The sequence below is a fragment of the Chromobacterium sp. LK11 genome (genome assembly GCF_001043705.1).
Taxonomy (GTDB): domain Bacteria; phylum Pseudomonadota; class Gammaproteobacteria; order Burkholderiales; family Chromobacteriaceae; genus Chromobacterium; species Chromobacterium alkanivorans.
Genome location: NZ_LDUR01000046.1, coordinates 1 through 24,369, shown reverse-complemented (window position 1 = coordinate 24,369; position 24,369 = coordinate 1). Strand labels below are relative to the sequence as shown.

26 protein-coding genes are annotated in these 24,369 nt (G+C 65.4%); 15 read left to right on the top strand and 11 right to left on the bottom strand.

Going from position 1 to position 24,369, the window contains the following annotated elements; translation table 11 throughout:
• Nucleotide 1 precedes the first annotated feature (1 nt).
• The 8 genes from VK98_RS21565 (at nucleotide 2) to VK98_RS21530 (ending at nucleotide 7,849) form a co-directional block, all read left to right on the top strand.
• Nucleotides 2–1,174, top strand: a complete 1,173-nt coding sequence (locus VK98_RS21565) for a DUF3108 domain-containing protein (RefSeq protein ID WP_048415994.1) — start codon at nucleotides 2–4, stop codon at nucleotides 1,172–1,174.
• A complete protein-coding gene (locus VK98_RS21560) occupies nucleotides 1,170–2,420 on the top strand; it encodes an RsmB/NOP family class I SAM-dependent RNA methyltransferase (RefSeq protein ID WP_048416003.1) in 1,251 nt (416 codons plus the stop codon). Before VK98_RS21565 ends, VK98_RS21560 begins: the two co-directional genes overlap by 5 nt.
• A gap of 111 nt (nucleotides 2,421–2,531) precedes the next feature.
• Nucleotides 2,532–3,911: a chloride channel protein gene (locus tag VK98_RS21555; RefSeq protein ID WP_082159173.1), complete on the top strand. Its 1,380-nt coding sequence runs from the start codon at nucleotides 2,532–2,534 to the stop codon at nucleotides 3,909–3,911.
• An 86-nt stretch (nucleotides 3,912–3,997) separates the two neighbouring features.
• Nucleotides 3,998–4,309, top strand: coding sequence for a Grx4 family monothiol glutaredoxin (gene grxD, locus VK98_RS21550; RefSeq protein ID WP_019100724.1), 312 nt, complete (start codon nucleotides 3,998–4,000; stop codon nucleotides 4,307–4,309).
• A 124-nt stretch (nucleotides 4,310–4,433) separates the two neighbouring features.
• The gene (locus VK98_RS21545) at nucleotides 4,434–5,246 is read left to right on the top strand and encodes an EAL domain-containing protein (protein ID WP_048415993.1); all 813 of its coding nucleotides are present in this window, start codon (nucleotides 4,434–4,436) and stop codon (nucleotides 5,244–5,246) included.
• 134 nt (nucleotides 5,247–5,380) lie between these two features.
• Entirely contained in the window at nucleotides 5,381–6,013 is a 633-nt protein-coding gene (gene upp / locus VK98_RS21540; protein WP_019100726.1) for a uracil phosphoribosyltransferase, read from the top strand.
• Nucleotides 6,014–6,087: 74 nt separating this feature from the next.
• Entirely contained in the window at nucleotides 6,088–6,600 is a 513-nt protein-coding gene (locus tag VK98_RS21535; protein WP_048416001.1) for a GNAT family N-acetyltransferase, read from the top strand.
• Between the two features lie 4 nt (nucleotides 6,601–6,604).
• Nucleotides 6,605–7,849, top strand: a complete 1,245-nt coding sequence (locus VK98_RS21530; RefSeq protein WP_048415992.1) for a uracil-xanthine permease family protein — start codon at nucleotides 6,605–6,607, stop codon at nucleotides 7,847–7,849.
• A 198-nt stretch (nucleotides 7,850–8,047) separates the two neighbouring features.
• On the opposite strand, the gene VK98_RS21525 is transcribed toward VK98_RS21530, so the two are convergent.
• Entirely contained in the window at nucleotides 8,048–8,947 is a 900-nt protein-coding gene (locus tag VK98_RS21525) for a LysR family transcriptional regulator (RefSeq protein WP_053077534.1), read from the bottom strand.
• 194 nt (nucleotides 8,948–9,141) lie between these two features.
• Between VK98_RS21525 and VK98_RS24085 the strand changes: the two genes are divergently transcribed.
• The 4 genes from VK98_RS24085 to VK98_RS24075 all read left to right on the top strand — a co-directional run bounded on the left by VK98_RS24085 (nucleotide 9,142) and on the right by VK98_RS24075 (nucleotide 10,264).
• Nucleotides 9,142–9,309, top strand: a complete 168-nt coding sequence (locus tag VK98_RS24085) for a hypothetical protein (RefSeq protein ID WP_197083135.1) — start codon at nucleotides 9,142–9,144, stop codon at nucleotides 9,307–9,309.
• 28 nt (nucleotides 9,310–9,337) lie between these two features.
• Entirely contained in the window at nucleotides 9,338–9,508 is a 171-nt protein-coding gene (locus tag VK98_RS24080; RefSeq protein ID WP_197083134.1) for a hypothetical protein, read from the top strand.
• Between the two features lie 152 nt (nucleotides 9,509–9,660).
• Nucleotides 9,661–9,852, top strand: coding sequence for a hypothetical protein (locus VK98_RS21520; RefSeq protein WP_048415990.1), 192 nt, complete (start codon nucleotides 9,661–9,663; stop codon nucleotides 9,850–9,852).
• 244 nt (nucleotides 9,853–10,096) lie between these two features.
• The gene (locus VK98_RS24075) at nucleotides 10,097–10,264 is read left to right on the top strand and encodes a hypothetical protein (RefSeq protein ID WP_197083133.1); all 168 of its coding nucleotides are present in this window, start codon (nucleotides 10,097–10,099) and stop codon (nucleotides 10,262–10,264) included.
• A 42-nt stretch (nucleotides 10,265–10,306) separates the two neighbouring features.
• On the opposite strand, the gene VK98_RS21515 is transcribed toward VK98_RS24075, so the two are convergent.
• The gene (locus VK98_RS21515) at nucleotides 10,307–10,810 is read right to left on the bottom strand and encodes a GNAT family N-acetyltransferase (protein ID WP_048415989.1); all 504 of its coding nucleotides are present in this window, start codon (nucleotides 10,808–10,810) and stop codon (nucleotides 10,307–10,309) included.
• A 170-nt stretch (nucleotides 10,811–10,980) separates the two neighbouring features.
• Here VK98_RS21515 and VK98_RS21510 point away from each other — a divergent pair, with 170 nt between their 5' ends.
• Together VK98_RS21510 and VK98_RS21505 are read left to right on the top strand one after the other, a co-directional pair.
• Nucleotides 10,981–11,532 (top strand): hydrolase, encoded by a 552-nt coding sequence (locus VK98_RS21510; RefSeq protein WP_048415988.1) that lies wholly within the window; start codon nucleotides 10,981–10,983, stop codon nucleotides 11,530–11,532.
• Nucleotides 11,533–12,000: 468 nt separating this feature from the next.
• Complete coding sequence (locus tag VK98_RS21505) at nucleotides 12,001–12,336, top strand: DUF2322 family protein (RefSeq protein WP_048415987.1); 336 nt, start codon at nucleotides 12,001–12,003, stop codon at nucleotides 12,334–12,336.
• A gap of 76 nt (nucleotides 12,337–12,412) precedes the next feature.
• On the opposite strand, the gene rplI is transcribed toward VK98_RS21505, so the two are convergent.
• From rplI to VK98_RS21460, 9 genes are all read right to left on the bottom strand, one after another.
• A complete protein-coding gene (gene rplI / locus VK98_RS21500; RefSeq protein WP_048415986.1) occupies nucleotides 12,413–12,862 on the bottom strand; it encodes a 50S ribosomal protein L9 in 450 nt (149 codons plus the stop codon).
• A 21-nt stretch (nucleotides 12,863–12,883) separates the two neighbouring features.
• Nucleotides 12,884–13,111 (bottom strand): 30S ribosomal protein S18, encoded by a 228-nt coding sequence (rpsR, locus tag VK98_RS21495; RefSeq protein ID WP_011137185.1) that lies wholly within the window; start codon nucleotides 13,109–13,111, stop codon nucleotides 12,884–12,886.
• Nucleotides 13,112–13,116: 5 nt separating this feature from the next.
• Complete coding sequence (priB, locus tag VK98_RS21490; RefSeq protein ID WP_048415985.1) at nucleotides 13,117–13,416, bottom strand: primosomal replication protein N; 300 nt, start codon at nucleotides 13,414–13,416, stop codon at nucleotides 13,117–13,119.
• A 17-nt stretch (nucleotides 13,417–13,433) separates the two neighbouring features.
• Nucleotides 13,434–13,811 carry a 30S ribosomal protein S6 gene (gene rpsF, locus VK98_RS21485; RefSeq protein ID WP_048410930.1) on the bottom strand — a complete coding sequence of 126 codons (378 nt, stop codon included), beginning with the start codon at nucleotides 13,809–13,811 and terminating at the stop codon, nucleotides 13,434–13,436.
• 244 nt (nucleotides 13,812–14,055) lie between these two features.
• Nucleotides 14,056–14,358 carry a hypothetical protein gene (locus tag VK98_RS21480; RefSeq protein ID WP_048415984.1) on the bottom strand — a complete coding sequence of 101 codons (303 nt, stop codon included), beginning with the start codon at nucleotides 14,356–14,358 and terminating at the stop codon, nucleotides 14,056–14,058.
• Between the two features lie 25 nt (nucleotides 14,359–14,383).
• On the bottom strand, nucleotides 14,384–14,710 hold the full coding sequence (locus VK98_RS24395) for a metal-sensitive transcriptional regulator (RefSeq protein ID WP_043632821.1): 327 nt from the start codon (nucleotides 14,708–14,710) through the stop codon (nucleotides 14,384–14,386).
• A 91-nt stretch (nucleotides 14,711–14,801) separates the two neighbouring features.
• A complete protein-coding gene (locus tag VK98_RS21470; protein ID WP_048415983.1) occupies nucleotides 14,802–16,298 on the bottom strand; it encodes a multicopper oxidase family protein in 1,497 nt (498 codons plus the stop codon).
• 176 nt (nucleotides 16,299–16,474) lie between these two features.
• Entirely contained in the window at nucleotides 16,475–17,230 is a 756-nt protein-coding gene (gene rlmB / locus VK98_RS21465; protein WP_048415982.1) for a 23S rRNA (guanosine(2251)-2'-O)-methyltransferase RlmB, read from the bottom strand.
• A gap of 68 nt (nucleotides 17,231–17,298) precedes the next feature.
• Complete coding sequence (locus VK98_RS21460; RefSeq protein ID WP_231589346.1) at nucleotides 17,299–20,511, bottom strand: EAL domain-containing protein; 3,213 nt, start codon at nucleotides 20,509–20,511, stop codon at nucleotides 17,299–17,301.
• Between the two features lie 361 nt (nucleotides 20,512–20,872).
• On the opposite strand from VK98_RS21460, the gene mfd reads away from it, so the two are divergent.
• Complete coding sequence (gene mfd, locus VK98_RS21455; protein WP_048415981.1) at nucleotides 20,873–24,277, top strand: transcription-repair coupling factor; 3,405 nt, start codon at nucleotides 20,873–20,875, stop codon at nucleotides 24,275–24,277.
• Nucleotides 24,278–24,369: the final 92 nt, after the last annotated feature.

The following is a 24,369-nucleotide window of genomic DNA, read 5'->3' as shown; positions in this document are numbered from 1 at the left end:
CATGACCAGCCGTCGCCTGATCCTGCTGGCCCTGGCCCTGTCGCTCGCCATTCACCTTGGCGTGCTGGGGTCAGGCCTGCTGCCGGATGTCCAGCTGGACTTGCCGCCGGATCAGGACTTGCGCAGCATCAGCGTCAAGATGCAGGCGCTGGACGCCAATGAGCCGGCGGCCAAGCCGGCGCTGCAAGGCGCGGTGGCGCAATTGCGGCCGGCCGCGCCCAAGCCGGCGCCGGCCAAGCCCAAACCCGCCGCCAAGAAGGCGGAGGCGTCGGCGCCGCTGGCGGCGTCGGAACCGATGGTCGCTCAGACACCGCCTGACAAGCACGCCAGCAGCGCGCCGCAGACGGAAACCAGGCCCGAAGCTTCGGCGCCGGAGGCCGAAACCAAGATCGCCTCGTCCGAGCCGGCCGCCGATAGCCTGGCGGCGAGCGACAAGGACGAGGCCAGCGCGGCGGCGGCCGTCACCGCAGCCGCCGCCGATGGCTATATCCATCCCAAGGGCAGGCTGCGCGGCTTCCCGCGCCAAGCCACGCTGGGTTACCAGGTGTTCTACGGTTCGGCGATGCTGGGCACAGGCACGCTGGACTGGAGCCGCGGCGACGGCGGCTACCGGCTGGACGTCAACGCCATCCCTTTCATCGGCCCGAAACTGCGCTATCTGTCCGAAGGCCGTTTCCAGAGCAAGGCCGGCTTGTTGCCGGACAGCCTGCAGGCCTGGCGTGGAGGCCAAAGCAAAGAATCCGCGCATTTCGACTACAATGCGGGTCAGTTGCGCTACGGCGACCAAGGCGACAAGCTGCTGGATTTGAAGCCCGGCGCGCAGGACGTGTTCAGCCTGGCCTTCCAGCTGGGGCTGAAAGGCGGTGAACTGGGAGCGGCGCCGATCCAGATCACCACCGGCAAAAAAGTGTACGAGTACCCGATGCATCCCAGCGGCGAAACCGACTACGACACCGGCGCCGGCAAGATCCGGGTCATCGTGTTCCGCGCCGAGGGCGATGGCGATATCAATGAATTCTGGCTGGCGCCGGAGTTCTCCAATCTGCCGGTGCGCATCCAGCGCATCGACAAAGACAAGCGGATCGACCTCAGGGCCGTCCGCATCGATGTGAACGGCGCGCCGCAATGGAAGCTGCCGCCGCAACCCACGAGAAAACACAAGAATGACTATTAATCACCATCAACTGAAACATATCGAAGTCGTCATCGGCCAGATGATCCGCTTCGACCGCCCGGCCGACGCGGTGCTGTCGGCTTATTTCCGCGAACATAGCAAGCTGGGCGCCAACGACCGCCACATCATCGCCGAAACCGCCTTCGGCGCGCTGCGCCGCCTGCTGCAGCTGCGCGCGCTGATCGCGCCGGACAAGGCCACTCCGCGCCGGCTGGCCCTGGTGGCCCTGCTGAAGATCCACAAGCTCAACGTCAAGGAGTTGGGCGACGCCGCCAGCGCCGGTGAAAAGGAATGGCTGGGTCAGATCAAGGGCAAGGTGCTGCCGGCCAGCCTGGAAGTGGACGCTGAGTTGCCGCAGTGGGTGATCGAGCGCCTGGGCGAACAGGCGCCGGAACAGGTGATCGCGCTGGGCAAGGGCCTGGCGGAAGCCGCGCCGCTGGACCTGCGCGTCAACACCATGAAGATGAAGCGCGACGAGTTGCTGGGCCGGCTGCAGGCCGACGGCCTGGAATGCGAAGCCACCCCCTACTCGCCGCTGGGCATCCGCCTGAAAGCCAAACCCTCGCTGGCCAAGCACGAGCTGTTCAAGGCCGGCGTGTTCGAGGTGCAGGACGAAGGCAGTCAGCTGCTTGGCCTGATCACCGGCGCGCGCCGCGGCGAAATGGTCGTCGACTTCTGCGCCGGCGCCGGCGGCAAGACCCTGCTGCTGGGCGCGCAAATGGCCTCCAGCGGCCGCTTGTACGCCTTCGACGTATCGGAAAAACGGCTGGCCAAGCTGAAGCCGCGTCAGGCGCGCTCCGGCCTGTCCAACGTCCATCCGCAGCTGCTGGCCTCGGAAAACGACACCAAGGTCAAGCGCCTGGCCGGCAAGGCCGACCGCGTGCTGGTGGACGCGCCCTGCTCCGGCCTGGGCACGCTGCGCCGCAATCCGGACCTGAAATTCCGCCAGAGCCCGGACAGCGTGGCCGAACTGAACGCCAAGCAGGCCTCCATCCTGGCTTCCGCCGCCCGCCTGGTGCGCGCCGGCGGCCGCCTGGTCTACGCCACCTGCAGCCTGCTGCCGCAGGAAAACCAGGACATCGTCGCCGCCTTCCTGGCCGACCATCCCGAGTTCAAGCTGGTCAAAATGGACGAGGTGCTGGCGGAGCAGAAGATCCCGCTGCAAATGGGCGACTACCTGGAACTGAAGCCGCAGTTGCACAATACCGACGGCTTCTTTGCCGCGGTGTTGGAAAAAACCGCCTGAGCATGCGCGAACCCCGGTCCTTGATGCGGCCGGGGTTTGTCATTCCGGGCAATACGCCTTACCATTGAATATTAGAAAAATCTCACATATTCATCCGCAAAGGCCGGCTCCATGCCAGACTCACCCACTGCCAGACAAGTCCGCAGCCGCGTCCAGCGCCGCCTGCGCTATCTATACTTGTCCGCAGTCCTGTGGCGACGCCACATCCCGATCTGGACCGCCGCCATTCTGATCGGCCTGATGGCCAGCGTCTTCGCCAACGGCAGCCACCTGTCGCACGCCATCTTCACCCGCATCTACGACAACTCGCCGTACTGGAGCCTGCTGATCACTCCGGCCGGCCTGGCGCTGGCCATCTGGCTGATGCGCAACTACTTTCCCGGCTCCGCCGGCGGCGGCATCCCGCAATCCATCGCCGCGCTGGAAGGCGGCATGCAGGCGCTGCGCGAACGCATCCTGACCATACGCGCCGCCATCGGCAAAATGCTGCTGACCCTGATAGGCATCAGCTCCGGCGCCACTTTCGGCTACGAAGGCCCCATCGTGCAGGTGGGCGCGGCGATCAAGTATTCGCTGAACCGCCACGCGGCGCTGCGCCACGAAGGCGCGGCGCGCAGCTTCATCCTGGCCGGCGGCGCCGCCGGCGTGGCCGCCGCCTTCAACGCGCCGCTGGCCGGCATCGTGTTCGCCATCGAGGAGATGGGCCGCACCTTCGACTTGCGCGCCAGCTCCACCATTCTGCTGTCGGTGATCGTGTCCGGCCTCACCGCCACCGCCATCCTCGGCAATTACAGCTATTTCGGCATGGTGTCGGTGAATATGGAGCTGGAGCAATCCTGGCTGGCCATCCCCGTCTGCGGCATCATCGGCGGCCTGCTCGGCGGCGTCTGCTGCCGCATCATGCTGGCGCTGACCCAGCGCCTGCCCGGCCCGCTGCACGGCTGGCGGCTGCAAAAGCCGGTGCTGTTCGCCGCCGGCTGCGGCCTGGCGCTGGCGGTGATCGGCATCGCCAGCGACGGCGTCACCTTCGGCACCGGCTATTTCCGCGCCCGCGAAATCATCGAGGGCAGCGGCGCCGGCATGCAGGGCTACGGCCTGCTCAAGCTGCTCAGCATGTTCATCAGCTTCATCAGCGCGGTGCCGGGCGGCATGTTCGCGCCCTCGCTGGCGGTGGGGGCCGGCTTCGGCCTGAACATGGCCAATCTGCTGCCCTTCCTGCCGCAGACCCTGATCGTGCTCTTGGGCATGGTGGGCTTCTTCGCCGGCATGACCCGCGCGCCGATGACCGGCTTCATCATCGTGATGGAAATGACCGACTCCTCGGCGATGATCATCCCGCTGATGGCCACCGCGCTGCTGGCGTCCAATGTGTCGCGGCTGATCACCCGCCGCGCGCTGTACGACGGCCAGGTGCACATCTTCCTGCGCCAGTGGCACGCGAACCAACCGCAGCCAGCCAAGCAAATTGACCCGCGGGCGGACGAAAAGTAAAATAACCCATTGAAACGCTCGGGTATTTCGCCGAAGTCAGGCGCAAGACCCGCAGCCAGATTGACGATCCAAGCAAGGACCACTGAATGAGCGCGCAACAAACCATCCAGCAAACCGTGACCGACAACCCGGTAGTGCTGTTCATGAAGGGCTCGGCCCAATTCCCGCAATGCGGCTTCTCCTCCCGCGCGGTGCAAATCCTCAAGGCCTGTGGCCTTGAACAGTTCGTGACCGTGGACGTGCTGCAGGACGCCGACATCCGCCAGGGCATCAAGGACTTCTCCAACTGGCCGACCATTCCGCAGCTCTACGTCAAAGGCGAGTTCGTCGGCGGCTCCGACATCATGTATGAAATGTTCCAGAACGGTGAATTGCAAGAGCTGCTGAAAGACCTGTAAACACCTCTCCCCGGTCCCGGCCAACGCCGGGACCTTTGTTTTTGCAGCGGAATTTACCGTTTCGAAAACACCCGCCATGTCATACAATCAGGGTGACATCCGCTTGCCCGACCCAAACCGCCCCATGCCGACACATCAGGAAACCAAAGCCGCCCTCAGCCCCGCCAGCGCCATGCCCATCGAAGAGATCTGGCGCGCGCTGGTCAACGATCAGCTCATCCCCTGGTTTCAACCGATAGTCGAAATCTCCAGCCGCAAGGTGATCGCGGCCGAAGCGCTGGCGCGCTGGCAGCACCCGGCGCTGGGCGTGCTGTCGCCGGTCAGCTTCGTGCCGGCGATGGAAGAGCGCGGCATGATCCGCGAACTGACCGAACTGATCCTGGAAAAATCGCTGTACGCCTGCAGCGACTGGCAGGAGCGCGGCCACGACATTCCGGTCACCATCAACCTGACCTCGATGTCGCTGGACGACGACAGCCTGTGCGAGCAACTGTTGCAGAAAGTGCGCATCCTGGGCCTGGAACCGGCCAAGCTGACGCTGGAATTCTCCGAGTCCACGCTGCGCCAGCACTGGCAGAAGGCCGACGCGCAGCTGTCGCAATTGCGCGCCGCCGGCTTCGGCATCGGCATCGACGAGTTCGGCATCGGCGTCACCCTGACCGACAAGCTGCTGATCAGCCATTTCAGCCTGCTGAAGGTGGATCGCGCCTTCGTCCAGGGCGTCAACTCCAACCAGCACCTGCAAGCCATCCTGCGCGAAGACATCGGCCTGGCCAAGGCCGCCGGGCTCACCACCGTGGCCATAGGCGTGGAGGACAGCGCCGATCTGGCCATGCTGGCCGAGCTGGGCTGCGACGCGGTGCAAGGCTATATCTGCAGCCCGCCGCGGGCCGCCGCCGAATTCTTGCAGTGGATTTCGGAATGGGAAAAGGGGTAAAATACCGCCCCATACCAAATACCCCCCGGCAGCCCGAGATCACCGAAGGCTGCCGGCTTCATAATTAATACCAAGAGCTGCTTTTGGCGCGCCCGCGCCGAAAGCAGCTCTTTGCCAAGGTATGGGAACGTCTCATGAACATCACCGTCGTCCAGCATCCGCTGGTGCAACACAAGCTCGGCCTGCTGCGCGAAGCCGACACCAGCACCATGAAATTCCGTCAGCTGACCCAAGAGCTGGCGCGCCTGCTCGCCTATGAAGCCACCCGCGACTTCGAACTGGAAAGCGTCACCATAGACGGCTGGTGCGGCAAGATCGACGTCCAGCAGATCAAGGGCAAGAAAGTCACCGTGGTGCCCATTCTGCGCGCCGGCATCGGCATGCTGGACGGCGTGCTCGACCTGGTGCCCTCGGCCAAGATCAGCGTGGTCGGCCTGGCCCGCAACGAGGAAACGCTGGAACCGGTGTCCTATTTCGAGAAGTTCGTCGGCAATCTGGACGAGCGCATCGCCATCATCATCGACCCGATGCTGGCCACCGGCGGCTCTCTAGTCGCCACCATAGACCTGCTCAAGCGCAACGGCTGCAAGCAGATCAAGGCGGTGGTGATGGTGGCCGCGCCCGAAGGCGTGAAAATCGTCAACGACGCCCACCCGGACGTGCAGATCTACGCCGCCTCGCTCGACAGCCACCTGAACGAGCACGGCTACATCATTCCCGGCCTGGGCGACGCCGGCGACAAGATTTTCGGCACCAAGCAAGCCTAATCATGAGCCATTCCAGCGCCGCTGCTCCCGTTTCGGACGCGGCGCTTTTTTGCGCGCCCAGCCCGGCCCCGAGCATGACAATACGCCCCGCCGCCGCAAGCGACCTCGCGGCGATCTGCCGTCTGGCCGACGAGATCAATCTGCAGCACCATCGCGCGCTGCCGCACATCTTCGCCGCCAACGGCGCCGCCGACCGCGATCGAGCGTTCTGGGCCGGCCAGCTGGACACCGCCGGCGGCGCGCTGTTGCTGGCTGAATCCGGCGGAGAAGTCACCGCCTTCGTCGCCTTGACCCTGCAGGACCTCACCCTGCCCTTCCTGCGGCCGCGCCGCATCTGCCGCGTCGCCACCCTGGTGGTGACGGCGGCTGAGCGCGGGCAAGGCCAAGGCAGCGCGCTGCTGGCGGCGGCCGAAGACTGGGCGCGGCAGCGTTCGGCCGACGAGATCCGGCTGGAGGTGAAGGACTTCAATCAGGCCGCGCTGAATTTCTACCTGCGTCGCGGCCTGGAACCGCAGTCGCGCATTCTGGGCAAACGGCTGGACCAGGCCCCCGTCCCCCATTCAGATCAAGAAAAGCAAAGAGGCTAAAATCATGTTCCAACAACTCAAGCTGGCCGTGTCCGGCGCCCAGATCCTGTTCGTCGCCTTCGGCGCGCTGGTGCTGGTGCCGCTGCTGACCGGCCTCAATCCGGCAATGGCGCTGCTGGGCGCCGGCGTCGGCACCCTGCTGTTCCAGCTGTACACCGGCCGCCAGGTGCCTATCTTCCTCGGCTCCTCCTTCGCCTTCATCGGCCCCATCATCTATTCGATGCACACCTGGGGCCAGGGCGCGACGCAGTTCGGCCTGTTCTGCGCCGGCTTCATGTATTTCCTGTTCTCCGCCGTGGTCCGCTGGCGCGGCATGGCCTTCGTCAACCGGCTGCTGCCGCCGGTGGTGATAGGCCCGGTGATCATGATCATCGGCCTGTCGGTGGCCACCGCCGCCTCCGGCATGGCGATGGGCATAGCCGGCGGCAAGCAGGTGACGCCTTACGCGGTGTCCATGCTGCTGGCGGCGATCTCGCTGGCCACCACCATCATCGTCTCCATCTACGCGCGCGGCCTGTTCAAGCTGGTGCCCATTCTGGCCGGCGTCATCGTCGGCTATATCGCCGCCGCGCTGCTCGGCGTGGTGGATTTCGCCAAGCTGGCCGCCGCGCCGTGGTTCGCGATGCCCGCCTTCCACAGCCCGGAAGTCAACTGGGCGGCCGCGCTGTTCATGCTGCCGGTGGCCATCGCGCCGGCCATCGAACACATCGGCGGCGTGATGGCGATAGGCGGCGTCACCGGCAAGGACTACACCAAGTCGCCCGGCCTGCACCGCACCCTGTCCGGCGACGGCCTGGGCGTCTGCGTGGCCGGCCTGATCGGCGGCCCGCCGGTGACCACTTACGCCGAAGTCACCGGCGCGGTGATGATTACCCGCAACTTCAACCCGGTGACCATGACCTGGGCCGCCTTGTTCGCCATCGCCATGGCCTTCTTCGGCAAGTTCAACGCGCTGCTGCAGTCCATCCCGCTGCCGGTGATGGGCGGCATCATGGTGCTCTTGTTCGGCACCATCGCCTCCATCGGCCTGAAAACCCTGATCGAGGCCAAAGTGGACCTGATGGAGCCGCGCAATCTGGTGATCATCTCGGTGGTGCTCACTTCCGGCATCGGCGGCCTCAGCCTGAAGCTGGGCGATTTCGAGCTGGCCGGCGTCGGACTGTGCTCGCTGCTGGCCATCGTGCTGAATCTGCTACTGCCCAAGCACGCCGCCAGCCATGACGGCATCGTCGAGGGCCAGGACGTATAAGAAGCTGTTTACGATCTGCTGCGCTTCGGCGATACAGCGTTGAAAACACCCTCAAAATGCTCATGTACCACTTGTACATTCCGCTTTTTCGCTAGTTTTCGCCTTGTCTCGCCCTTGCTCACGAGACTTTGAACAGGCTCTAAGAACCCGCTTGCGATTGCGCACGCCCGGCCGGCCTCCACGCGGACGCCGGCTTTTTCACGGCCGCAGCCCGCCCGCCTCCACCGCCTGCTCCAAGCGCTGAATGAACCACTGCAGGGCCTTGCCCGGCTGCGCCTGCTTCCAGGCGAAGCACATCTGGTGGTCCGGGCTGTCCTCGGCCACCTCCTTGGCCACCAGTTCTCCGCCGGCCAGATACGGCTCCACCATGGAGCGCGGCAGATAGCCGCTGCCCAGGCCGGCCAGGATCACGTCCAGCTTGGCGCGGCTGCTGTGCACGGTCAGCACGTCCTGCCCGTCCAGCAAACCGCCGGTGCGCGGCTGCAGGCGCCGCGAGGTGTCGCCTATCGCCACCGCGCGGTGCTGGCGCAGCACATGCGGCGGCAACGGCTTGTCCTCCGCCGCCAGCGGATGGCCGGCGGCCACCACCAGCACGAAATCGTAGCTGCCTATGGTGCGGGTGAAGTAGTCGCCGGGAGGCGGCATATTCGGCGCGCCTATCACCAGGTCGGCGCGGTCGTCGTACAAGGCGTCCCAAGTGCCGCCGAAAATCTCGCTGCGGAAAATCAGCCGCGTGGCCGAAGCCAGTTGATCGAATTCCGCGATCAAGGGAATCACCTGGGAAAAATCGACCAGATCGCCGATCACGATGCGCAGCTGATGCTCCCAGCCCTGCGCCTGTTTGCTGACGCGCAGCTCCAACTGACGCGCCGCGTCCAGCAGATGCCGTCCGTCCTTGAGCAGGCGCTCGCCGGCCGGGGTCAGCCTGGCGCGGTGGCCGCTGCGGTCGTAAATCTGCACGCCCAGGCTCTGTTCCAGCTTCTGTACGGTGTAGGTGACCGCGGACGGCACCCGGAACAAGGCGTCCGCGGCGGCGGCGAAGCTGCCGTGGTTGTCGATGGCGTCCAGCACCAGCAAAGCGTCGAGAGATAGTTTCATATTCAAATTTACTGATGGTTCAGTGCAAATCATTCCGCTATCTGCGGCGAAAAAACATCCTTAATATTCAGTCACTAAGTCGCGCAGCCCGCCAGAGCTGGCCGCCCGACCCCTTAGCGCGGCGCTGGATGGATTCTAGCATTTTGAACATCCTCGCCGCCGCCAAGCCACTCAATCACACAAGGATTTTGACCATGTTGAAGCAAACCGTTATCGCCGCCCTGTCTCTGATCATGCTGTCCGGCGCCGCCACGGCCGGCGGCGAAGGCGCCAGCAACGCCCGCGAAATGCGCGAGCGCATGCAAGCCCAGATCGACGCCAAACAGGCGCAAGCCCCGGTTCAAGCGCCGCAAACCAAATAAGCGCTCCACACTTTACAAGGAATTCCCCATGTTGAAACACACCGTTATCGCCGCCCTGTCCCTGATCATGCTGTCCGGCGCGGCCGCGGCCGGCGGCGAAGGCGCCAGCAACGCCCGTGAAATGCGCGAGCGCATGCAAGCCCAGATCGACGCCAAGCAAGCGCCGGCGCCGTCCCAGACCAGCCAGGCGGGCCGCTGATCCGGCTTTGTAAACGCGATCAAAGTTCATTAGCACACGCTCACAATCGTTTACCGCACTGCGGCAAAGGCCGCCATAGAATATCGACTCAAGCCCTGCAGCCGAGCGCAGCAAGCCCGGCCCCGGCGAGATCGCAATGAAAGGAAACCATCATGAAGAAAACCGTCATCACCGCGCTGTCCCTGATCATCCTGTCCGGCGCCGCCATGGCCGGCGGCGAAGGCGCCAGCAACGCCCGCGAAATGCGCGAACGCATGGAAGCCCAGATCGCCGCCAAGCAGGCCGCCGCCGCGCAGCCCGCAGCAACGGCCGCCGACGCCCAGACCAGCCAATCCGCCAGCTAAGATGGCAAGCCGCCCCCTCCCGCCCGCGCTTCGCGGCGGGAGGCCCGGCACCCGCGAAATGCGATTCACACTCGTTTGCAAATTGATCGCCGCCAGCGCCGGACAAAACCCCGGCCTTCACTAGAATTCAATGGCGATGCAAGCCGCCAACGCGACGGCAAGCCTCGCCGGGCCCGCAGCCGACCTCCGTCGACGCCCTGCGCCGAGCCGGTCGACCGGTCGATTTGCCATGAAAGGAAACATCATGCTGAAGAAAACCGTACTGACCACCCTGTCCTTGATCCTGCTATCCGGCGCCGCGATGGCCGGCGAAGGATTGTCCAATATGTGGGAAATGCGCGCGCGCATGGACGCCCAACTGCAAACGCAACAGCAGCAAGCGCCGCAAGCGCAGGACGCCGCCGGCAAGTAAACGCCGAGCCCCCGCGCAGCGCCCGCCCACGCGGGCGCTTTGTCATTCCGGCCGGCGCAAGCGCGCCATGATCAGCGTGTCTTCATAACGGCCGGCGCGCAGCTGCTCCATCCGCCGCCGCCCTTCCAGCTCAAAACCGAATTTGCGGTACAAGGCGATAGCCGGCTCGTTGTCGTGCACCACCGCCAGCTCCACCCGCAGCAGCCCCAGCCAGTTGTCGGCCAGCTCCAGCAGCGCCCGCAGCAAGGCCGAGCCCACGCCGCGGCCATGCCAGTCCGGATGCACGACGATGAACAGGTCGGCCGCGTGCCGGATGCGCGGACGCTCATTGCCGATCAGGCCGGCGTTGCCTATGACCCGACCCTCGGCGGTGCAAGCCACCAGGGAATGCACGTGCGGCTGCGTTTGCGCCAGCTTCCGCCGCCAGTCGTCCACCGATTGGTAAGGCAGTTGCAAAGTATTGGCCACCACTTCCTCCAACACCATCATCGCCGCCAGCGCGGGCGCGTCTTCGGGCTCCACCTTCCGGATATGCAGTTCCTGCACGATGTTCCTCCTATCGATTGTCGCGGCTCAAGCCATGAACCATCATGAGCGGAATCCGGCGAAGCCGGCAAGCGAAAATGACGGAGGGATTTCAACTCGGCGCAAGCGCTCGTCAAAACGGGTATCCTGATACCCTGCGACAAACCCTCAAACGCCTCAAGGAGCGCGTCATGCTGATGCACAAGGAATTGGCCAGCCTGCTGGTGGTGGACGTTCAGGAAAAACTCGCGCCGGCGGTCGCGGACGCGGCCGGCATGGCGGCCCGCTGCCGCTGGCTGATAGGCGTGGCCGGCGATCACTGCGTGCCGGTGGTGTTTTCGGAGCAATACCCGCGCGGCCTGGGCCACACGCTGCCGGAACTGCTGGCCCAGGCGCCGGAGCCGCACGTGGTGGAGAAAACCCACTTCTCCTGCGTGGCCGCGAACTGTCTGCCGGAGGCGGTCCTGGCTCGGCCGCAAGTCATCGTCTGCGGCATGGAAACCCACGTTTGCGTGCTGCAAACCGTGCTGGAGCTGCTGGATATGGATAAACAGGTCTTCGTGGTGGCGGACGCGGTGTCCAGCCGCAAAGCGTCCGACATCGAACTGGGCCTGCAGCGGATGCGCGACGCCGGCGCCGTCATCGTCAGCAAGGAAATGGTGTTGTTCGAATGCCTGCGCCAAGCCGGCGGCGAGCACTTCAAGCGGATGAGCCAGCGCTATCTGGTGGGCGAGCAGCCGTGACGCGGCGAAAATGAAACGGGGTCGCCGGCTTCGCCGATCGACCCCGATCCAAGGCGGCTGTGCCGCTCTCTTATCCCCTTTGGAGACTGGCGCGAGACGCCGGGCCATGCCCAGGCGTCACCAGATCGATTTATATTTAGCAATTGCCGTGCCAAGTTAACAGTTACCGGCCAAGCCTTTGATTCGTTAACACATTCGCAACACAAGCCCGCCCAAAGCATGGTGTAATGGGGGCTTGGCGGCATTCATTGCACCAAATCAAGGCATTTCGTTCGATTCGGCGCACCAAAAATGTGCAATGCGCGGCGACCGGCTGAACTTTCTCAGCCGCCCCCGCGCCTAATATCCGGCTACACTACAGCGGCCTTGCAGCCGGTCCGACGCCGACGCCTCGGCCCATTCGCAACGCCCGCCCCTCAACGGGCCGCCCGGCGGCCCGCCACGATAACGACAACAGGAAACTCCATCATGCAAGCAAGCGTTTTCAAGGACATCCTCAATACTCTGCCCGCCGTCGACGACATCCGCGCCATCGTGCTGCTGGACGCCGGCGGCGAACCGGTCGGCCGGCTGGACAACCAGCCCGGCACCGCCGGTTCGGTGCGCGTTTACCACGCGCTGATCAAAAGCCACGGCCACATAGACCGCAAGGCCGCGCGCGAGGGCCTGGCGCTTTACGCCGAACACACGCAGGACGCCCGCGCCAATCCGGGCAAGCATCCCAATATCGACCGCCTGCTGTCCATCGCCGAAGCCGACGCCCCCGGCCTGCGCGCGCGTCTGGTGCTGAACCAGGACGAATGAAGCGCGCCCCGCGCCCAAACAAAAAGCCCGCTCGAATGAGCGGGCTTTTTCGTAAAGCGATTCCCGAAAGCGGAAATTAGGCTTCGGCAACAACCACGATCTTGATCGGGGCGACAACGTCGTGATGCAGGGCGATCTCGATATCGTACTCGCCGATGGCCTTGAACGGGCCGTTCGGCAGGCGAACTTCGAAACGCTTAACCGGCACGCCGAAGGCGGTCACGGCTTCAGCAACGTCGACGTTGGTCACGGAACCGAACAGACGGCCGTCAACGCCGGCTTTCTGAGCGATGGTGACAACGGCCTCAACCAGTTTCTCGGCGCGCACTTTGGCGTCGGCCAGGATCTCGGCTTGCTTGGCTTCCAGTTCGGCGCGGCGAGCGTCGAACTCTTTCAGGTTGGCTTCGGTAGCGCGCTTGGCTTTGCCTTGCGGGATCAGGAAGTTACGGCCGTAACCATCCTTGACTTTAACCACATCACCCAGTTGACCCAGGTTGGCAACTTTTTCGAGCAGAATGATTTGCATCTTTTAAGTTCCTTTCCCGGCTTAGTGCTGGTCGGTGTACGGCAGGAAAGCCAGGAAGCGAGCACGCTTGATAGCGGTGGTCAGCTGACGCTGGTAGCGAGCCTTGGTGCCGGTGATGCGAGCCGGAATGATTTTGCCGTTTTCGGCGATGAAGTCTTTCAGGAGATCAACGGATTTGTAGTCGATTTCCTTGATGCCTTCTGCCGTGAAGCGGCAGAACTTCTTGCGCTTGAAGAGTTGACGAGCCATTTTGACTAACCTTTTACAAATTCAACATATTCGATATTGAGCACTAACCGCGGATTTCTGAGGCTGCGCTGGGACAGAAAGCCGGTGAGGTTCACCGTGTTTCCCGCCAGTTTCCCGGAAAATTTCCGAGCGTCTTCGCCTATCAGCACGGCCTGTATTTCGCAGGCCACATCCCGATCGAAACCATGAGCTGTCTGTCTGGACTGATGCTTGAGCCACATTTCCAGCACCGGCAAGCCGGCGGGCGTGTATCTCAGCGCATCCTCGCGGTCGACCGTGGCGGTCAGCGCCAGACGGTTCTGCAAGACCTTGCTCCGGCCGATTAGGCGGAAGCTTCAGCCTCGGCTGCCGGCTGCTGGGCGTCCAGCAGGTTCTTGGCCTTTTCGTCCTTCATCATCGGGGACGCTTCGGTAACCGCGCGCTCCAGCTTGATGGTCAGGTGACGCAGAACAGCGTCGTTGAACTTGAAGGCGTGTTCGATTTCAGCCAGGGTCTCGGACTGGCACTCTACGTTCATCAGAACGTAGTGAGCCTTGTGCAGCTTCTGGATCGGGTAAGCCAGTTGACGGCGGCCCCAGTCTTCCAGACGGTGGATTTTGCCCTCAGCGGCCAGAACCATGCCCTTGTAGCGCTCGATCATGGCCGGAACCTGTTCGCTCTGGTCCGGGTGGACGATGAACACGATTTCGTAATGACGCATGTTAACTCCTTGTGGCTATTGAAGCCTTTTGCCATGCGGTTGCAAAAGGCAAGGTGTTGAAACCGCAGCATTCTACGCGCTTAGCCAGCGGCAGGCAAATAAATCAGGGCCTTCCGCGCGGGGCGGCAACGACGCTGTGGCGAAAACGATGGGGAAAGCGGCCTGCGCGCGCGGCGGGCGCGCCATTCGACGGCCTGTTCGCAGCGTGCGTCCCACGCCGCGCGGCGCGCCTTTGAGCAGGTTTTCAGAGCTTTTTGTCGCGGGAAATATCCACCACCACTCCATTGCTCAAGGTCACCGTGGTGGTGTAGGGCACCGCGTCGTTGGCGAGCCAGGACAGCGAGCGGGTGCTGGTCTCCACCACCGCGTTGGCGTCCTTGGTTTTGACCGTGGGGCCGTTGCTGCTGTAATCGGGCGCGCCGGCCTGGGACACCAGTTCGGCCTCGGACATGCCCTTGTGCAGCTTGATGTAGACCTCGAACGGAATCGGCCCCGCCGCGGCCAGCGCGGACGCGAGGGACAACAGAACGGCGAGCGGGGTTTTCATATGCCTTCCTTTGCGACGACGCGGCTCAGCGCACTTTTTTGACCACGTCTATCAGTTCGGTGACCATGCCGGTGGCGTCGCCCTGATGCAGCGCGCGCGCCACACAGCCTTTCATGTGATTTTCCAGCAACTGCATCGACACTGCGTCCAGCGCCGACTTGACCGCCGCCACCTGAGTCAGGATGTCCACGCAGTAGCGGTCCGCCTCCACCATGCCGCTGATGCCGCGCACCTGGCCCTCGATGCGCGCCAGCCTCTTGATCAGCGCGCTCTTGCCCGGCTGCACCACGGTTTTGTCGGAAAGCGGGGCCGCTGCGTCGCAACAGCCGTCCTGCGGTTTTTCTTGCGTCATGTCCATCCCAATTCCAGGCGGGTTCAAAGCGGGCCCGGCCGCCGCCTGCGGGCCGGGCTGCGGCCATTGTGACGCAGTTGCGCGCGGCCGCCTAGGCCTCCACCCGCAGCATGCCCATCATCCCGGCGTCCTCGTGCTCCAGGATGTGGCAATGGAACATGCGCAGGCCCGGCATGTCCTGGCGGAAACGCAGCCGCAGCGTCTCGCCGGCGGAGACATTGGCCACGTCGCGCCAGGCCAGGAACGGCTCTTCGCGCCAGACGCCGTCGTTGCGGCGCGCCAGCGTCTGGAACTGAGTGCCGTGAATGTGGAAGGGATGATCCATGTCCGCTTCGTTGACGATCTCCCACTCCTCCACCACGCCCACCTTGCCGAGGAAGTCCGCCCGCGCCATGTCGAAGGTCTTGCCGTTGATCAGGAACATCGCGGCGGGATTGGCCATATCCTCGGACAGCACCACTCTGCGCCGCACCGCCGGCGCGCCCAGGGGCTGAATCTCGCGCAGCCGCGCCGGCAGCGGCGCCGTGGCGGCGGCCGCGGCCCCTCGGCGCAGCTCCAGCAGGGTCAAGGTTTCTTCCTGCTCGGCCGACATCATCTTGCCGCGCCGGTACGGCAGGGCCAGCAGGCCGGCCCCGTGGCCGGGCGCGAAGCGGCCGGTCACCACCAACTCGGCGCGGGCGCCGGGCGGCAGCTCCAGGCTGTCGATGCGGCGCGGCCGCTGCAGCAGGCCGCCGTCGCTGCCGACCAGTTCCAGCTCGTGGCCGGGCAGCGCCAGCTTGAGCACTCGCGCGCTGGTGGCATTCCAGACCCGCCAGCGCTGGCGCTCGCCCACGCCCAGCATCAAATGCGGCCGCCAGGCGCCGTTGACCAGCAGGAACTGGCCTTCGCGGCCGTCCATGCGGTCGGCCTCGCTGTTGGCGGCGATCTTGCCGTCGGCGTCCAGCTTCAGATCCGACAACACCAGTCTTTGCTCGGGCAAGTGAGCCAGCGGATCGCTGCGGCTCTTGACCACGAACACGCCGGCCAGGCCCCGATACACTTGCTCGGCGGTATGACCGTGCGGATGCGGGTGATACCAATAGCTGCCGGCGCAGCCTTGCGGCAAGGTGAAACGGTACTCGCGGCTTTGCCCAGGCGGCACCGGGTCTTGCGGATTGCCGTCCTGGTCCGCCGGAATCGGCAGGCCGTGCCAGTGAATGGTGGTGGGCTGGGGCAGCCGGTTTTCGAAATGCAGGCGCAGCTCGTCGCCCTCGAACACTTCTATCGTCGGCCCCGGCACCTGGCCGTTATAGGCCCAGAACACCGTCGCCGGCTTGCCCGACAGCAGCGGCACGGGCTGCGCGCCCGCGCTCAGCCCGGCCTGGAACACGCCCGGCCGCGCGCTCTGGTTCGGCAAGGCCGCCAGCGACGGCAAGGGCCGGCCAAACGGCAAGCCCAGGCCGGCCGCGGCCGGCGCCGCCTCCGCGCCCATTGCGCCATGCCCCATCGCCGCATGATCGACGGCGGACGGCTGCGCCGCCCAGGCCTGCCGCAATAGCGGAACCAAGGCCAGCGCCGCGCCGGCGCCGATGAATCCACGTCTGTCCATCACTCGCACTCCCCTCTAAATAGGATACCCAGGTAAGGTATCAACAAGACTGCGGCGGCGCCAGATCGGTTCCGTGTTCTGTCTACTTTTTTAGGCCCGCATCTGATCACAGTCAAACCGCGCGCCCAAGAAAAAGCCCCCGAGGACGGGGGCTGGGCGGATCTGCCTGCCGGCGTTCAATCGGCCTTGGGCTGAGCCAGCGTGCGCTGGCGACGGCTTTCCGACAACACCATGCCGGCGGACACCGACACGTTCAGGCTTTCCACGGTGCCGAACATGGGGATGGACACCAGCACGTCGCAGTGCTCGCGGGTCAGCCTGCGCATGCCTTCGCCTTCCGAGCCCATCACCCAGGCCAGCGGGCCGGCGGCGTCGCAGTGATAGAGGTCGGTGTCCGCCTCCATCGTGGTGCCGGCGATCCAGATGCCGGCGTCCTTGAGATCGCGCAGGGTGCGCGCCAGATTGGTGACCGCGATGTAGGGAATCACCTCGGCGGCGCCGCAGGCCACTTTGGACACGGTGGCGTTGAGGCCGGCCGAGCGGTCCTTGGGCGCGATCACCGCGTGCGCGCCCATCGCGTCCGCCACCCGCAGGCAGGCGCCCAGATTGTGCGGATCGGTGACGCCGTCCAGGATCAGCAGCAGCGGCGGCTCGCTCAGATTGTCCAGCACGTCGTCCAGGTGCACGAAATTGCGGCTGGCGTCTATGGTGGCCGCCACGCCCTGGTGGCGGGCGTTGCCGGTCATGCTGTCCAGGCGCTCCTTGTCGACGATGTGCAGCTTGATGCCTTCCTCGGCGGCCTTGTCTATCACCGCCTTGGCGCGGGCGTCGTGGCGGCCGCCGGCCAGCCAGACTTCCAGCAGGCTCTTGGGGTTCTGCCACAGGCGGGCATTGATGGCGTGAAAGCCGTGGATCAGGCGTTTGTTGCTCATGGCGATTCTCTAATGACAATCCCGCCATTTTAGAGCGCGCGGCGGTTCAGGGCAAAACCGGCTTGCTTTCAGCTGCCCAGCGCCTCCACGCCGGACATCAGCGCCAGTTGCCGCTGCTCGCCCACGGCGACGATGCCGGCCAGCAAGGCCGGCAGTTCCGCCGCCGGCACCGGGCGGCCGAAGTGATAGCCCTGCAGCAAGGCGCAGCCCTTGCTGGTGAGGAATTGCGCCTGGCGCTCGCTCTCCACCCCTTCCGCCACCACCTGAAACTGCAGTTTGCGCGCCATCGCCAGAATGGCCTCGGCGATGGCGGCGTTGTCGCCGTCGTCCGGCAAGCCTTCGACGAAGGATTGATCGATCTTCAAGGTGTCCAGCGGGAAACGCTTCAAATTGGACAGCGAGGAGTACCCGGTGCCGAAGTCGTCGATGGACAGGCCCACGCCCAGCGCCTTCAATTCGCCCAGCTGGCGCACCGCCTCGACGGGGTTGAGCATGATCATGCTTTCGGTGATTTCCAGCTCCAGCCGCGCGGCGGACAGGCCCGCCGCCCGCAGCGCTTCCGCCACCTTGAACGGCAGCAGCTGCTGCTCGAACTGGCGCGCGGACAAATTCACCGCCAGTCGCGGCACCGTCAGGCCCTGACGGTCCCAGGCCGCCAACTGGCGGCAGGCCTCTTGCAGCACCCAGTCGCCGATGGGTTTGATCAGGCCGGTTTCCTCCGCCAGCGGGATGAAGCGGCCCGGCGGCACCAGGCCCAGTTGCGGATGGCGCCAGCGGATCAGCGCTTCCGCGCCCAGCACCCGGCGGCTGACCGCGTCCACCTGCGGCTGGTAGTGCAGCTCCAGTTCGCCGCGCTCCAGCGCCAGCCGCAGGCCGTTCTCCAGCAGCAGGCGCTCGAAGGTCTGGGTGTTCATTTCCGCGGCGAAGAACTGATAGGTGTTCTTGCCCGCCTCCTTGGCGCGGTACATCGCCACGTCCGCGTTCTTGAGCAGGGTCTGGGCGTCGGTGCCGTCGTTGGGATAGACGCTGATGCCTATGCTGCCGGTGACGTAGACCTCGTGGTTTTCCAGCCGCAGCGGCTGGCCCAGCGCCGCCAGCGTGTCCTCGGCGGCGGCCACCAGTTCGGCGGCGTCCTTGAAGCCGGTCATCACCAGGGTGAACTCGTCGCCGCCCAGCCGCGCCAGCAGGCCGCGCGCGCCCACCGCCCGTTGCAGGCGCAGCGCCGTCTCGCGCAGCAATTCGTCGCCGGCCTGGTGGCCGAAGGAGTCGTTGATCAGCTTGAAGCGGTCCAGATCGATGAACATCACCGCCAGCGAGCCGCTGACGCAATCCAGGCTGATGATGGCCTCGTCCAGCCGCGAGGTCAGGCTGCTGCGATTGGGCAGTTGCGTCAGCGGATCGTGATTGGCCAGGAACTGCAGCCGCTCTTCCGACTGCTTGCGCAAGGTGATGTCGGAAAACACCGCCACGTAGTTGCTGAGCGCGCCGCCGGCGTCGCGCACCGCCGAGATCGCCAGTTCGGCCGGGTACCACTCGCCGCTCTTGCGCCGGTCCAGCATCTCGCCCTGCCAGTGGCCGCCGTCCGCCAGCGCCTCCAGCATCGCCTGCCGCCCCAGCTGTTTCTGATCGCCGAAGATTCGCGACACCTTGCCCAGCGCCTCGGCCTCGGCGTAACCGGTGATCCGGCTGAAGGCGTGGTTGACCGCGATGATGCGCGCCTCGGCGTCCATCAACAGGATGCCTTCCGCCGAGTTTTCGAACACCTTGGCCGCCAGCCGCAGATTGGCGTCCGCCGCCAGGCGCTCGGAAATATCCATCACCACGCCGATGATGGCCTTCTTGCCCTCGTAATCGAACAGCCGGCTGTGAATCTCCACGTCCACCACCACGCCGTCCTTGCGCACCGCGCGGGTGCCGTACTGCAGCACCGCGATGTTCTCGCGGAAGCGCTTGACGATCTGCTGACGGATGCGCGCCGCCTCGCCCGGCACCAGCAGCTGCTCCAGGCCCATGCCCTCCATCTCCTTGGGCTGATAGCCGACGATGGCGGCCAGCTTGGGGTTGGCGTAGATCAGCCTCTCGTCCTGCAGGATGTAGATGCCCACCAGCGATTGCTCCACCAAGGCGCGGTAGCGCTCCTCCGCCTCGCGCTTGGCCTTCTGCTCCTGACGGGTCTGGGTGATGTCGGTGTCCACGCTGCCCACCCCGGCCGGGCGGCCGTGGGCGTCGAACAAGGGAAACTTGGTGACCAGCAAATGGCTGAGCACGCCGTTGAACAGGAAGCTCTCTTCAAACTGGCGCGGCTCCAGGCAGGACAGCACCACCGCGTCCTGCGCGCGGATCTGGACGGCGTCCTGCGCGTCGAACAGCTCCTCCACCGTTAGCCCCTGCATGCCCTGCGGCGCGCGTCCCACCCGCCGCGCATAGGCGGCGTTGGCCAGCAGGAAGCGGCCGTCCAGGCCTTTCAGCGACATCATATTGGGGCTGTTGTTGACCAGGGACTCCACCCTGGCGCGGAATTCGCGCAGCGCGCTCTCGTTCTGGCGATGGCCGTCGGCCAACACCGACACCAGCAGGGTCGCGCAGCTCAAGGCCAGGGTCAGCGCCACCTCGCTGGCGCCGTTGAGCACGCTGGCGTGCATGGTCAGCTCCGGCGCCAGCACGTACAGCGACAGCAGGGCCAGCACCCAGGCCCCCGCCAGCGCCGCGCCGCGGAAGCCCACGCGGAAGGCCGCCCACAGCATCAGCGGGAAGAACAGCAGCTGGCAGGGCAGCGAATAGGAGACGCTGCTGCCCAACAGGCTGAACCACACCACGCTGGCCAGCGCCAGGATCAGGCCGGTTTCCAACGCCTGGCGCCGCGTCGGCGGCGCGCCGGACGCGTACAAGGCCGGCGGCACGCACAAGGACAACGCCAAGCCGGACACGCCCCAGGCCTGCGCCGCCCACGACCACAGCCCCTCCATGCCGAACCAGCGCCATCCGGCGCCGGCGGCCAGGCCGGCCAGCAACACCGACGGGTAGCAGGCCAGCCGCAGCAGCAGCCGCAACAAATCCGCCGGCTGGCGCACCGCCGCCCCGCCGCCCAGGCCGGCGGCGTACAAGCCGGGCGCCAGCGCGTACAGGCTGATCAGCAGCAGAGCCGCCCATTGCGGCGACGACCATTGCGCCGCCAGCGCGGCGGCGGCCAGCGGCCACCACCAGGACTGCCGCCAGCCGCGGCGCAAAAAGCGGTAGCTCCATACGCCGTGCGCCAGGAAGGCCGCCAGCGAAAATCCCAATACCGGCTCGCGCGGCCAAAAGGCCGTGCACGCCAAAAACCCCAGAAACACCGCCGCGTCCCGGCAAGCCGATCCGACTGTCACGCCACCCCGCCCCCATCCGCACGGCATCCCGCCGCGCGCCGCAATTAATTTTGCATTAACAAATCAAGCGCATATATGCCAAACGAAAAACAAAACACCCGGCTGACATACAATATATGCAATTGCCGGATGCAGCCAGACAATGGCGATGAAAATATTCACCCCGCCGAACACAAGCCGCGCCCGCCCGACGCAAGCCGGGCCAACGGCGCGCGCCGGTCGGCTGCTATAATCCCGAAACCGCCAAGCCCGAAACCGTCAAAACTAGTGAAGCAGCATGTTGGATAATCTCCCGCGGATCCCTCCCGCCAGTCAGAAAACTCGTCACGGACGCCTGCCCGCCGGGCTGGACGCCAACATCGTCGCCCGCCTCGCCGCGGAGCGGCGTCCGCTGCTCATCCTCGCCGCCGACGCGCAATCGGCGCAGCGCCTGCAAGCCGAAGCCCCGTTCTTCGCGCCCTCGCTGCGCGTGGCGCTGCTGCCGGACTGGGAAACCCTGCCTTACGACCACTTCTCCCCGCACGGCGAACTGGTCAGCGAACGGCTGGCCACCTTGTGGCAGATCCATCAGCGCGAATGCGATGTGATCATCGCCCCGGTCGGCACCGCGATGACGCGGCTGGCCCCGATCAGCTATCTGCTGGGACGCACCTTTTTCCTGCAGGCCAAACAGCGGCTGGACGTGGAGCAGCTGCGCGCCAATATGGTCACCGCCGGCTACCACCACGTCACCCAGGTGATGGCGCCGGGCGAGTTCTCCATCCGCGGCGGTCTGGTCGACCTGTTCCCGATGGGCTCGGCGCTGCCCTACCGCATCGACCTGTTCGACGACGAAATCGACAGCCTGCGCACCTTCGACCCGGACAATCAGCGCACTCTGTACCCGGTGCCGGAAATCCGCCTGCTGCCGGCGCGCGAATACCCGGCCGATGAAAGCGGGGTCACCGCCTTCCGCCAGCGCTACCGCGAACGCATCGAAGGCGACCCCAGCAAGAGCCGCATCTATAAAGACGTGTCCCAGGGCCTGTGGCCGGCCGGCATCGAATACTTCCTGCCGCTGTTCTTCGACGACACCGCCACCCTGTTCGACTACCTGGGCGACGACGCGCTGGTCGTGCTGCACCACGATGTGCAGCAGGCCGCCAACGTCTTCTGGCAAGACGTGGAGAGCCGCTACGACATGGCGCGCGGCGACACCGAGCGCCCGGTGCTGCCGCCGGCCGACATCTTCCTGCGCCCGGACGAACTGATGGCGCGGCTCAAGCCCTACGCCCGCATCGAACTGGCCGGCGACGGCGAACTGGCGGAAGGCTGCGCCCCCTTGCCGGAACTGGCGGTGGAACGCCGCGCCGAGCAGCCGCTGCACAAGCTGGACGCCTTCATCCGCGGCGGCCGGCAACGCATCCTGATCACGGTGGAAAGCCTGGGCCGCCGCGAAACCGTCCATCAGTTCCTGCAAGAGCACGGCATCAAGCCGCGCCCGGTGGACGGCTGGGCAGAGTTCATCGCCGGCGACATGCCGCTGGCGCTGAGCGTGGCACCGCTCTACACCGGCTTCGCCCTGCCCGGCGCCGGCATCGCCGTGGTCACCGAGTCCGAGCTGTACCAGCACGTGGCGCGCAGCCACACCCGCCGCAAGAGCGTTCGCGCCGGCTCCGACTCCATGCTGCGCGACCTGGCCGAAGTCAAGGCCGGCGACCCGGTGGTGCACGAGCAGCACGGCATCGGCCGCTACGTCGGTCTGGTGTCGATGGACCTGGGCGAAGGCGAAACCGAGCTGATGCAGCTGGAGTACGCCGATAGCGCCACCCTCTACGTGCCGGTCAGCCAGCTGCACCTGATCTCCCGCTACGCCGGCGGCGCGGCGGACCAGATCCATCTGCACAAGCTGGGCAACCCGGCCTGGGAAAAAGCCAAGAAGCGCGCCGCGGAAAAAGCCCGCGACACCGCCGCGGAACTGCTCAATCTCTACGCCCAGCGCGCCGCGCGCGAAGGCCACAGCTTCAGCCTGTCCCACAATGATTACGAGGCCTTCGCCGCCGGCTTCGGCTTCGAGGAAACCCCGGACCAGGCCAGCGCCATCGAAGCCGTGGTGCAGGACATGTGCTCCGGCAAGCCCATGGACCGGCTGGTCTGCGGCGACGTCGGCTTCGGCAAGACCGAGGTGGCGCTGCGCGCCGCCTTCGTCGCCGTCCTCGGCGGCAAGCAGGTGGCGGTGCTGGTGCCCACCACCCTGCTGGCGGAGCAACACTTCCAGAATTTCTCCGACCGCTTCGCCGACTGGCCGGTGAAAATCGCCGAGCTGTCGCGCTTCCGCAGCGCCAAGGAAAGCAAGGCCGCGCTGGCCGGCCTGGCCGACGGCGGCGTCGACATCGTCATCGGCACCCACAAGCTGGTGCAGCCGGACATCCAGTTCAAGAACCTGGGCCTGGTCATCATCGACGAAGAACACCGTTTCGGCGTGCGCCAGAAAGAGCAGCTCAAGCGGCTGCGCGCCAATGTCGACGTGCTGACGCTGACCGCGACGCCGATTCCGCGCACCCTGTCGATGGCGCTGGAAGGCCTGCGCGACTTCTCCGTCATCGCCACCGCCCCCAGCCGCCGGCTGGCGGTGAAAACCTTCGTCAGCCCGATGGCCAACGGCGTGATCCGCGAAGCGGTGCTGCGCGAGCTCAAGCGCGGCGGCCAAGTGTTCTTCCTGCACAACGAGGTGGACACCATAGAGAATATGCGGGAAAAACTGGCGGAACTGGTGCCGGAAGCCCGCATCGGCGTGGCCCACGGCCAGCTGCGCGAACGTGAGCTGGAACAAGTGATGCGCGACTTCCTGCAGCAGCGCTTCAATGTGCTGCTGTGCTCCACCATCATTGAAACCGGCATCGACATCCCCAACGCCAACACCATCCTGATCAACCGCGCCGACAAGTTCGGCCTGGCCCAGCTGCACCAGCTGCGCGGCCGCGTCGGCCGCAGCCACCACCAGGCCTACGCCTATCTGCTGACCCCGGAAGGCATCACCAAGGACGCGATGAAACGGCTGGAAGCCATCCAGATGTCCGAGGAGCTGGGCGCCGGCTTCTATCTGGCGATGCACGACCTGGAAATCCGCGGCGCCGGCGAAGTGCTGGGCGAAGGCCAGTCCGGCGAAATGCAGGAAGTGGGTTTCTCCCTGTTCACCGAAATGCTCAAGCAGGCGGTGCGCGACCTCAAAAAAGGCCGCACCCCGGACCTGGACGCGCCGCTGGGCGTCACCACCGAAATCAATATGCACAGCCCCGCGCTGCTGCCGGACGGCTACTGCCCGGACGTGCACGAACGGCTGGTGCTGTACAAGCGGCTGGCCACCTGCGAGAGCGAACAGGAAATCGACGACATCCACGAAGAGCTGATCGACCGCTTCGGCCTGCCGCCGCAAACCGTCAAGACCCTGATAGACAGCCACCGCCTGCGCCTGCTGGCCAAGCCCTTGGGCGTGCAAAAACTGGACGCCAGCGAAGTGGCCATCCAGGTCCACTTCGCCAAGAATCCGCCGATAGACCCGATGAAGATCATCCAGTTGCTGCAAACCAAGCGCAATTACCGGCTGGCGGGTCAGGACAAGCTGCGCGTGGAGGCCGACATCCAGGACGTTGCGCTGCGCGTGGTGAGGGTCAAGGAACTGCTGAAGGAGTTGAGCGCCTAAGAACCTGTTTACGATCTGCTGCGCTGCGTGGAGCGTTACACGGTGAGCACCGCTTCGAAATGCTCATGTCGTACATTCCGCTTTCTCAGCCG